The organism is Promicromonospora sp. NPDC057488 (assembly GCF_042802395.1).
In the GTDB taxonomy this organism is placed as follows: Bacteria; Actinomycetota; Actinomycetes; order Actinomycetales; family Cellulomonadaceae; genus Promicromonospora.
Genome location: NZ_JBHVEG010000081.1, coordinates 16,536 through 27,049, shown reverse-complemented (window position 1 = coordinate 27,049; position 10,514 = coordinate 16,536). Strand labels below are relative to the sequence as shown.

7 protein-coding genes are annotated in these 10,514 nt (G+C 74.2%); 6 read left to right on the top strand and 1 reads right to left on the bottom strand.

Annotated features, from left to right (window positions below; translation table 11 throughout):
* Positions 1-30 precede the first annotated feature (30 nt).
* Positions 31-3,444, bottom strand: coding sequence for a S41 family peptidase (locus ACFU5G_RS17155; protein WP_377247099.1), 3,414 nt, complete (start codon positions 3,442-3,444; stop codon positions 31-33).
* A 290-nt stretch (positions 3,445-3,734) separates the two neighbouring features.
* On the opposite strand from ACFU5G_RS17155, the gene ACFU5G_RS17150 reads away from it, so the two are divergent.
* The 6 genes from ACFU5G_RS17150 to ACFU5G_RS17125 all read left to right on the top strand — a co-directional run bounded on the left by ACFU5G_RS17150 (position 3,735) and on the right by ACFU5G_RS17125 (position 10,474).
* Positions 3,735-4,628 (top strand): ABC transporter ATP-binding protein, encoded by an 894-nt coding sequence (locus tag ACFU5G_RS17150; protein ID WP_377247096.1) that lies wholly within the window; start codon positions 3,735-3,737, stop codon positions 4,626-4,628.
* 103 nt (positions 4,629-4,731) lie between these two features.
* Positions 4,732-5,760, top strand: coding sequence for an aliphatic sulfonate ABC transporter substrate-binding protein (locus ACFU5G_RS17145; protein ID WP_377247093.1), 1,029 nt, complete (start codon positions 4,732-4,734; stop codon positions 5,758-5,760).
* Positions 5,753-6,652: an ABC transporter permease gene (locus ACFU5G_RS17140; protein ID WP_377247090.1), complete on the top strand. Its 900-nt coding sequence runs from the start codon at positions 5,753-5,755 to the stop codon at positions 6,650-6,652. Before ACFU5G_RS17145 ends, ACFU5G_RS17140 begins: the two co-directional genes overlap by 8 nt.
* Positions 6,643-8,667 (top strand): acetate--CoA ligase, encoded by a 2,025-nt coding sequence (gene acs, locus ACFU5G_RS17135; RefSeq protein ID WP_377247087.1) that lies wholly within the window; start codon positions 6,643-6,645, stop codon positions 8,665-8,667. The genes ACFU5G_RS17140 and acs overlap by 10 nt, the downstream gene beginning before the upstream one ends.
* Complete coding sequence (locus tag ACFU5G_RS17130) at positions 8,664-9,986, top strand: O-acetylhomoserine aminocarboxypropyltransferase/cysteine synthase family protein (RefSeq protein WP_377247084.1); 1,323 nt, start codon at positions 8,664-8,666, stop codon at positions 9,984-9,986. Before acs ends, ACFU5G_RS17130 begins: the two co-directional genes overlap by 4 nt.
* Positions 9,983-10,474 (top strand): CoA-binding protein, encoded by a 492-nt coding sequence (locus tag ACFU5G_RS17125; protein ID WP_020017440.1) that lies wholly within the window; start codon positions 9,983-9,985, stop codon positions 10,472-10,474. The genes ACFU5G_RS17130 and ACFU5G_RS17125 overlap by 4 nt, the downstream gene beginning before the upstream one ends.
* The last annotated feature ends 40 nt before the right edge of the window (positions 10,475-10,514 follow it).

The window sequence follows — 10,514 nt, the reverse complement described above, 5'->3', positions numbered from 1 at the left end:
GCGGAGCGCCGTTCGCGGCGGAGCGGTGCGCTACGACCGCCGGCGCACCCGCGGCTCCGGCAGGGCCGGGGGCGCGGCCGCCGGGGTCTCCTCCAGCAGCCGGAACGCCTCGGCGATGCCCGCCTCGAGCTGCGGGTCGACGTCGGAGAAGTAGTCCGCCGGAGTGTGCCGCACCTCGATGTCGGGTTCGACGCCGTAGTTCTCGACGTCGAAGTCCTTGCCGGCGAGCCAGAGGCCGTACCGCGGCTGGGTGATCCCGGTGCCGTCCACGAGGTCGAAGCGGCCGTCGATCCCGACGACGCCGCCCCAGGTCCGCACACCGACGACGGGGCCGACGCCGAGCGCCTGCGCGGCCGCGTTCACGATGTCGCCGTCGGACCCCGCGTACTCGTTGGTGACGAGCACGACCGGGCCGCGCGGCGCGCGGTCCGGGTAGGAGTTGGGGCGGTCGTAGTGCCGGTTCAGCCCCCAGCCCGCGACGCGCGCGGCGAGGCGGGCGATCACGAGCTGCGAGGTGTGCCCGCCGCCGTTGAAGCGCACGTCCGCGACGATGCCCTCACGGTCCGCGGCGAGCCGCAGGTCGCGGTGGAGCTGGGCCCACCCGGTGCTCATCATGTCCGGGACGTGCACGTAGCCGAGCCGGCCGCCCGACTTCTCGGCGACGTACTCGCGGCGCGACCGCACCCAGTCCTGGTAGCGCAGGTCGGACTCGTTGGCGAGCGGCACGACGACGACGCGCCGGTCCCTGCTCGCGGCCGGGCCGGTCTCGCCCTCGGCCGGGGCCGGCGTCCGGCGCAGGGTCAGCTCGACCGGGATCTCGGCCGCGCCGACCAGGTTCGCGGCCGGGCCGGCCACCGGGTCCACCGGCCGGCCGTCCACCGCGACGATCAGGTCGCCCGGCCGCGCGTCGACGCCCGCGGCGCGCAGCGGGGACCGCGCTCCCGGGTCGGACGACTCGCTCGGCAGCACCCGGTCGATCCGCCAGCCCTCGGGGGTCCGCGTGAGGTCCGCGCCGAGCAGCCCGAGCTTGCGGGACGAGTCGCCGCGCTCGTGCGGCGACCGCACGTAGGCGTGCGACGTGTTGAGCTCGGCGACCGTCTCCCAGAGCACGTCCTCCAGGTCGTCGTGCGTCGCGACCCGGTCGATCAGCGGACGCCAGCGCGCCACCGTCCCGGCCCAGTCGACGCCGTTCATGTCCGCCCGCCAGTAGTGGTCGCGCATGATGCGGGCGTTCTCGTCGAACATCTGGTGCCACTGGGTGCGCGGGTCCACCTCGTGGCGGACGCGGGACAGGTCGATGTCGAAGGCGCTCGGGTCGTCGTCGCCGGGCTTGCTGGTGGCCGACTGCGCGCTGAGCCCCGACCCGGACCGGATCACGACCCGCTCGCCGTCGCCCGACACCGCGTACGCGGTCACCTTCTCCGCGACGTCCGTGGCCTTGCGCGCCTCGAAGGACCAGAACTGCAGCACGTCAGGCACCGGGTCGCCGTCGGTGCCGGCGTGCCGCGTGCCGAGCACGCCCGCGTCGTCGGTCTCGTGCACCCAGAGCACGCCGCCCTTGGCGGCGCGCAGGTCGCGGTAGCGACCGGACGTCACCGGGAACGGCACCACGCGCTCCTCGGCGCCGTCGAAGTCGATGTCGGGCGAGGCCGCGTGCGTCTCCTCGTCCTGCTTCTCGTCGCCCGCGGCGCCGTCGTCCGTGCCGTCCTTCTTGGCGTCCGGCGTGCTCAGGCGCCAGCCGTCGGCGCTCGGGCCGAACGGCGCCGGCTCGGTCGCGGCCAGCGGGATGAGCCACGGCCGGGTCGCCGCGCTGAACGACAGGGCGAACTCGTGGGAGTCGTAGGACGGGTCGAACGTGCGGTTCGACAGGAACACGACGTACCTGCCGTCGTCGCTGAACGCCGGCGAGAAGTCGTGGAACCGGCCCGACGTCAGCGGCGTCGCCGTCGGCGTCTCCGCGTGCAGGTCGGCGATCAGCACCTGGTGGTGGTCGCCCTCGGTGCCGGTCGGGCTGGACCAGGCGAGGTACCGCCCGTCCGGCGAGAACCTCGGGGACTCCGCCTCGCCGTTCGCCGACCGGCCGAGCGGGAGGACGGTGCCCGGCTCCACGGCGGCGTCGTCCGCGGCGGTGCCCTCCGGCACGGGGGCGGGCAGCGCGACCACGCTGACCCGGCCGTCGTGCGAGATCGCCGCGACCTTGTCGCCGGCGGGGCTCGCGGCCAGGTGCAGCACCCGGCCGAGCTCGCCGGCCGCGAACCGCTGCGGCGCGGCGTCCGGGTCCACCCCGTCGGTGCCGGGCAGGGTGTGCACCTCCAGCGCGTCCTCCCGGCTCTCGCCGTCCGCGGTGGCGTGCGCCGCGTCGGTGACGACGACGGCGCGGCCGGTGTCGCCGAGCAGCACGGGCTCCCGCACGCGGACGGACGGGTCGGCGACGAGCGCCCGGGCCGGACCCGCGCGGTGGGTCACCCAGAACGCGGTGCCGAGCCAGCCGACGACGCTCGCGTCGCCGCTCTTGTCCACGGCGATCCCGTCGACACCCCGTGCCGCCGAGTCCGGGTCGGTCGAGTACGGCTCCGGGAGGGCGCCGGTGAGGGTGATGTCCAGGCGGCGCGGGGTGCCGTCCAGCGCGTCGAGCAGCCAGAGGTCGCCGCGGCTGTGCCACACGACGCGTGCGCCGTCGGACGTCGCGTCGCGGACGTAGCCCTCGGCCTCGGTCTGGGCGGTGAGCAGCCGGGGCCCCGCGGCCGGCGTGCCCGTCGCCAGGCCGTCCCAGACCCAGAGGTTCGCCTGCTCGTCGGCGTGGTCGGGGAAGGTTGCCGCCCGGTCGGAGGTGAACACCAGCGCGTCCCCGACCCAGATCGGGTCGTAGGTGCCGGCCTCGTCGTCGGGCAGGGGGCGTTCCCACTCGCCCGTGCCCCGGTCGAGCCACAGCACGGAGGCCGTGCCGCCGCGGTACCGCTTCCAGTAGGCGGGCGTGCGGTAGCCCGCCGAGACCAGGGCGGTCGTGCGCCCGCCGTCCGGGCCCTGATGCTCGGCGACGCCCCAGGCGGCGCCGTAGCGCGGGGTCTCGACCGTGCCGTCGAGGCCCACCGCGCGCACCACGGTCAGGGAGCGCTCGTACGAGCCGGCGTTGGACGAGACGAGCACCCGGCCGGCGTCGTCCCAGCCGAGCACGGTCGTGGCCGTGCCGCCGAGCCAGGTGAGGCGTCGCGTGGCGCCGTCGGCCAGCTCGACCACGTAGGCCTCGGGGTGGCCGTCCTTGTGGGACACGTAGGCCAGGCGCGTGCCGTCGGGGGAGAAGCGGGGAGTCGTCGCGGGCACGTGGTCGCTGGTCAGACGCCAGGCGCGGCCACCGGAGACGGGGGCGAGCCAGACGTCGTCGTCGGCCACGAACGCGACCTGGTCACCGTGGATGTGGGGATACCGGAGATAGGGCTGGGTCACCGCCTCAACGTACTCGCGGCACCCGGTCCAGTCACCGGAAATCGCTCAGGGCGAGGACCATGCGGATGCATGCGCCCTCGCCCGTCCATATTTTGGTCTCACATCATGAAACGATCTGGTGCACCAGTTGCATCATCCGGTTCTATGGGGTTCATCGGCATTGCCTGACAAAAGATGACTGAACGTCCCATGGGAGAGGAAAGCCGGATGACGTCGCCCGGGCCGTTCCGGGCCATGCCGGTGCACAGCGACCGCCCCACCGCACGGACCGATCGCAAGGGATGACACCCATGGTTCCCGCAGCACCGTCCACCGCTGCATCCACAGCCTCGCCCACCGGCCGGGCGGACGCCGCCGCGTCGCCGGCCCTGCCCGTCCGTCTCGACGGCGTCTCGCGGACCTTCGCGGCGCCCGGGCGCACCGACGACCGCACCGGCCGCACCGTGCTGAGCGACGTCGACCTCCAGGTCACGCCCGGCGAGATCGTGGCCGTGCTCGGCCCGTCCGGCTGCGGCAAGTCCACCCTGCTGCGCCAGGTCAGCGGCCTGGACGCGCCCACGGCGGGCAGCGTCACGATCGGCGGCGCACCCGTGGTCGGGGCCGACCCGCGCACCGCCGTCGCCTTCCAGGAACCCCGCCTGCTGCCGTGGCGCACGCTCACGCAGAACGTGGCGCTCGGCCTCCCGCCGGGCACCGCGAAGGACGCCGGCCGGGAGCGCGTGGCCCGGCTGCTCGACCTGGTCGGGCTGGCGGCGTCGGCCGGGCTGCGGCCCCGCCAGGTGTCGGGCGGCATGGCGCAGCGCGCCTCGCTCGCCCGGGCGCTGGCCCGCAACCCCGGTGTGCTGCTGCTCGACGAGCCCTTCGGCGCGCTCGACGCGCTGACCAGGCTGCGCATGCAGGACCTCCTGCTCGACGTCCACGCGGCCCAGCCCGCGACGATCCTGCTGGTCACGCACGACGTCGAGGAGGCGCTCTACCTCGCCGACCGCGTGGTGCTGCTGCGCACGGTCGCGGACGGCGCCGCCCCCGACAGCGGTGCGCCCGCGGACGCCGGTCCGGCCAGCATCGCGCGGATCGTGGACGTGCCGGGCGACCGGCCCCGCGACCGCGCCGCCCGCGACCTGGCCGAGCTCCGCGCGGAGCTGCTCGACGGGCTCGGCGTGCCGACGCACCACGACCGCTGAACCCGAGCCCCCTGCCCTGAACCCCGAGCCCCGGAACCGGGCTCACCGAACCGACAGACCCCCAGCCCGCCGGCCGCCGTCGGGCAGCGAGAGGAAAGAACCCATGCGTAACCGTAGGCACACCGTTCTGGCGTCCGGCCTGGCCCTCGTCTCGGCGATGGCGATGAGCGGCTGCGTGGCCGGCGAGGGCTCGGCCGCCGCCGGCGGGGGCGAGACCGCTGGGGAGTGGAGCACCGACACCCTGAACATCGACTTCGCCACGTACAACCCGCTCAGCCTCGTGGTCCGCGAGCAGGGCTGGCTGGAGGAGGAGCTCGACGGCGTCGAGGTCACCTGGGTGCAGTCGGACGGCTCGAACACGGCGAACGAGAACCTGCGGGCGGAGGCGATCGACTTCGGCTCGACGGCGGGCTCGGCGGCGCTCCTGGCGCGGGCGAACGGGTCGCCCATCCGCACGGTCGACATCTACAGCCAGCCGGAGTGGTCGGCGATCGTGGTCGCGGGCGACTCGAAGATCGAGGACGTCGCCGACCTGGAGGGCGCGTCCATCGCCGCCACCAAGGGCACCGACCCCTACTTCTTCCTGCTGCAGACCCTCGACGAGGCGGGCATCCCGCTGGACGAGGTCGAGGTGCAGAACCTGCAGCACGCCGACGGCCGCGCCGCGCTCGACAACGGCTCCGTCGACGCGTGGTCGGGCCTCGACCCGATCATGGCGGCCGCCGAGGCGGAGGCGGGCGACAAGCTGATCTATCGCAACATCGACTTCAACACCTACGGGTTCCTCAACGCGCGCGAGGAGTTCGTGGACGAGCACCCGGACGTCACGCAGGCCGTCGTGGACGCCTACGAGCAGGCCCGCGCCTGGGCGCTGGAGAACCCCGAGGAGCTGTCCGCGCTGCTCGCCGAGGTCGCCTCGATCGACCCCGAGGTCGCGGCCACGGTGATCGAGGAGCGCACCGTGCTCGACCTCGACCCGGTCCCCGGCGACAAGCAGCGCGACGTGCTGAAGGTCGTGGGCCCGATCTTCGTCGAGTCGGGCGACGTGGCCGCGCAGGAGAACGTCGACAGCGCGCTCGACCAGCTCTTTGCGCCCGAGTTCGCGCAGGAGGCGGTGGCCTCGGATGGCTGACGGACAGCCGGGGGAGGTGGGCCCCACGGTGGTGGTGGTGCCGAACACCGAGCCGGGGCGGGCCCTGCCCGCCCGCGGTGCGTTCGGCGGTGGCACGACCGGCCGCGCCGGGGACCTGACCCGGCGCGGTGGTGGCACGACCGGCCAGGCCGGCCGGGTCGTGCTGGGGCTCCTCGTCCCGGTGGCGCTGCTCGCCCTCTGGTGGGGCGTGACGGCGGCCGGGCTCGTGCCGCCGTACCAGCTCCCGGGCCCGGTGGCCGTGTGGGACGCCGCCGTCGACCTGGTCGAGCGCGGCCAGCTCTGGCACCACGTGGCGATCTCGACGCAGCGCGTGCTGATCGGGTTCGCGCTGGGCGCCGCGGCGGGTCTCGCCGTCGGCTCCCTGGTGGGGCTGTCCAAGCTCGGCGACCTGCTGCTCGCGCCCACGCTCGGGGCGATCCGCGCCGTGCCCTCGCTCGCCTGGGTGCCGCTGCTGATCCTGTGGCTCAAGATCGGCGAGGAGTCCAAGATCACGCTCATCGCGATCGGCGCGTTCTTCCCCGTCTACACGACCATCGCGGCCGCCCTGCGGCACGTGGACCCCCACCTGGTCGAGGCGGGCCGGGCCTTCGGCCTGCGCGGGCTGCGGCTCCTGACGACGGTGCAGCTCCCCGCGGTGCTGCCCTCGCTGGTGGCCGGGCTCCGCCTGGCGCTCGCGCAGTCGTGGCTGTTCCTCGTGGCCGCCGAGCTCATCGCGTCGTCGATGGGCCTCGGATTCCTGCTCAACGACTCCCAGCAGAACGGCCGCGTGGACCGCATCCTGCTGGCGATCGTGCTGCTCGCGGTGCTGGGCAAGCTCACCGACGCGCTGATCGGCCTGGCCGAGCGGCGGCTGCTGCGGCGGTGGGCGTGACGGCGGGCGGGACGACGGCGCCGCGCGTCACCGCCCCGAACGTCACCGCCGAGGCGTACGACCGCGCTGCGGCCGACCCGGTCGCGTTCTGGGCGGAGGCGGCCCGCCGCCTCGACTGGACGACGCCGTGGCACACCGCGCACACGTGGTCCCCGCCGGTGCCCCGGGACGGCGACGTCGGTGACCCGGGCGACCCCGGCGACCTGACCGTCCCCGAGGCCGCCTGGTTCGTCGGCGGCCGGCTGAACGTGGCCGCGAACTGCGTGGACCGGCACGTCACTGCGGGCCGGGGCGCCAAGCCGGCCTTGCACTGGGAGGGCGAGAACGGCGAGCGGACCACGGCCACCTACGCCGACCTGCAGCGCCGCGTCGCGCAGGCCGCCCACGCGCTGACCGACCTCGGCGTCGGCCCGGGCGACCGCGTGGTGATCTACCTGCCGGTGCTCGTGGAGACCGTGGTGGTCACCCTGGCCTGCGCGCGCATCGGCGCGGTGCACAGCCTGGTGTTCGGCGGCTTCAGCGCCGAGGCGCTGCGGTTCCGCCTGGCCGACACGGGCGCGAAGCTGCTGGTCACCACCGACGGGCAGTACCGCCGCGGCGTCGCGACGCCGGTCAAGGCGACCGCCGACGAGGCCGTCGCCGGGCTCGACCACGTGGAGCACGTGCTGGTGATCCGCCGCACCGGCTCCGACGTGGCCTGGACGGACCGCGACGTCTGGTGGCACGACGCCGTCGACACGGCGCCCGAGGTGCACGACGCGCAGGCGTTCGACGCCGAGCACCCGCTCTTCATCATCTACACCAGCGGCACCACGGGTAAGCCCAAGGGGCTTGTCCACACCTCCGGTGGATATCTCTCGCACGCGAGCTGGGCCCACTGGGCGCACTTCGACGCGCGGCCCGACGACGTGCACTGGTGCACCGCCGACCTGGCCTGGGTCACGGCGCACACCTACGAGATCTACGGCCCGCTCTCCAACGGCCTCACGCAGGTGATCTACGAGGGCACGCCCGACACGCCGTCGCGCGAGCGGCACCTGGAGATCATCGAGCGGTACGGCGTCACCGTGTACTACACGGCGCCCACGCTGATCCGGACCTTCATGACCTGGTTCGGCGACACCCTGCCGGAGCACGACCTGTCGTCGCTGCGCCTGCTCGGCACGGTCGGCGAGGCGATCAACCCCGCCGCCTGGGAGTGGTTCCGCGCGACGTTCGGGCGCGGCGAGCTGCCCGTGATCGACACGTGGTGGCAGTCCGAGACGGGCGCCGCCATGGTGGCCCCGCTCCCGTACGTGACGCCGCTGGTCCCCGGGTCCGCGACCCGGGCCCTGCCGGGCATCGAGGTGGCGGTGGTGGACGACGAGGGCCGCCGGCTCGGCCCCGGCCAGCCCGGCATCCTCGTGGTGACCAGGCCGTGGCCGGGCATGGCGCGCACCGTCTGGCGCGACCCGGAGCGCTACCGCGACGCGTACTGGCGCAGGTTCGCGGGCCACGGTCCCGCGGGCGCGTACTACGTGGCCGGCGACGGCGCGCTGCTGGACGAGCGGGGCAACGTGCACCTGCTGGGCCGGCTCGACGACGTCGTGAACGTCTCGGGGCACCGGCTGTCCACCATCGAGATCGAGTCGGCGCTGGTGGCGCACCCGACGGTCGGCGAGGCCGGCGTCGCGGGCGTGCCGGACGCGGTCACCGGCCAGGCCGTGGCGGCGTTCGTGGTGCTGTCGGGCGTAGGTTGGGCGAGCACGGCGTCGCCGCAGGAGGCGGACGCCGGGGCTGCCGCGCTCCGGTCGCAGGTGGCGCGCGAGATCGGGCCGGTGGCCAAGCCGCGGCACGTGATCGTGGTGCCCGAGCTGCCGAAGACGCGGTCGGGCAAGATCATGCGGCGCCTCCTGGCGCAGCTGTGGCAGGGCGAGGAGCTGGGCGACGTCACGTCGCTGCAGAACCCGTGGGCCGTCGACGACATCCGCGATGTCCTGGCAGCAGGAGTCGCGGAGAGGAAGGCAGGACGATGACCGAGCACACCTTCGGGTTCCGCACGCGGGCCCTCCACGCGGGGGGCATCCCCGACGCGGCGACCGGCGCACGGGCGGTGCCGATCTACCAGACCACGTCGTTCGTGTTCCAGGACACCGACGACGCCGCGAACCTCTTCGCGCTGCAGAAGTACGGCAACATCTACTCGCGCATCGGCAACCCGACGGTCGCGGCGCTCGAGGAGCGCATCGCGTCGCTGGAGGGCGGCATCGGCGCGGTCGCGACGGCGTCCGGCATGTCGGCGGAGTTCATCACGTTCGCCGCGCTCGTCGGGGCGGGTGACCACGTGGTCGCCTCCGCGCAGCTCTACGGCGGCACGGTGACGCAGCTCGACGTGACGCTGCGCCGGTTCGGCGTCGAGACCACGTTCGTGCCCGGCACCGACCCCGCCGACTACGCCGCGGCGATCACGCCCGAGACCAAGGTGCTGTACACCGAGGTCGTGGCCAACCCGTCGGGCGAGGTGGCCGACCTGGCGGGGCTCGCCGAGGTGGCCCACGCCGCCGGCATCCCGCTGGTGGTGGACGCGACGCTCGCGACGCCGTACCTGGTGCGGCCCATCGAGCACGGCGCCGACATCGTGATCCACTCCGTGACCAAGTTCCTCGGCGGGCACGGCACCACGCTCGGCGGCGTCGTCGTCGAGTCCGGGCGGTTCGACTGGGGCAACGGCAAGTTCCCGCAGATGACCGAGCCCGTGCCGTCATACGGCGACGTGCGCTGGTGGGGCAACTTCGGCGAGTACGGCTTCCTCACCAAGCTCCGCTCCGAGCAGCTGCGCGACATCGGCCCCGCACTGTCGGCGCAGTCGGCCTTCCAGCTGCTGCAGGGCATCGAGACGCTGCCGTACCGCCTGGACGCGCACCTGGCGAACGCCCGCGCGGTGGCCGAGTGGCTGGAGACCGACCCCCGCGTCTCCTACGTGCTGTGGGCCGGGCTGCCGTCGCACCCGCACCACGAGCGGGCGCAGAAGTACCTGCCGCTGGGGCCGGGCTCGGTCTTCGCGTTCGGCCTCCAGGTCCCCGAGAACAGCGGCGTGCTGCTCGACGGGCGCGAGGCCGGCCGGCTGTTCATCGAGTCGCTGGAGCTCGCCTCCCACCTCGCGAACGTCGGCGACGCGCGCACCCTCGTGATCCACCCGGCCTCGACCACGCACCAGCAGCTCTCCGCCGACCAGCTCGAGGCGGCGGGCGTGCCCGAGGACCTCATCCGCATCTCGGTGGGCCTGGAGGACGTCGCGGACATCCTCTGGGACCTCGACCAGGCACTGACCAAGGCGACGGGAGCGACCCGATGAGCGAGACGACCCGGACCTGGCAGGGCCCGAGCGCCCCGGAGCGCCTGCGGATCCTGCGCTCCACGAAGTCGATCGCGATCGTCGGGGCGTCGGCGAACCAGGCGCGTGCCAGCTACTTCGTGGCGACCTACCTGCTGTCCTCGTCCCCGTACGACGTGTACTTCGTGAACCCGCGGGCCACCGAGATCCTGGGGCACCCGGTGTACCCCAGCCTCGCGGACCTGCCCGTGGTGCCCGACCTCGTCGACGTCTTCCGTCGGCACGAGGACCTGCCGACGGTGCTGGACGAGACGATCGCGGTGGGCGCGAAGACCCTCTGGCTGCAGCTCGGCTCGTGGCACGAGGACGTCGCGCGCAAGGCGGAGGCCGCCGGGCTGAACGTCGTGATGGACCGCTGCGTCAAGATCGAGCACGCGCGGTTCCACGGCGGGCTGCACCTGGCCGGGTTCGACACGGGCGTGATCAGCTCCCGCCGGGCCGACCGGTAGGCGCCGTGCCCGGGCCTTCGGGCCCGGGCACCGGCCCGGG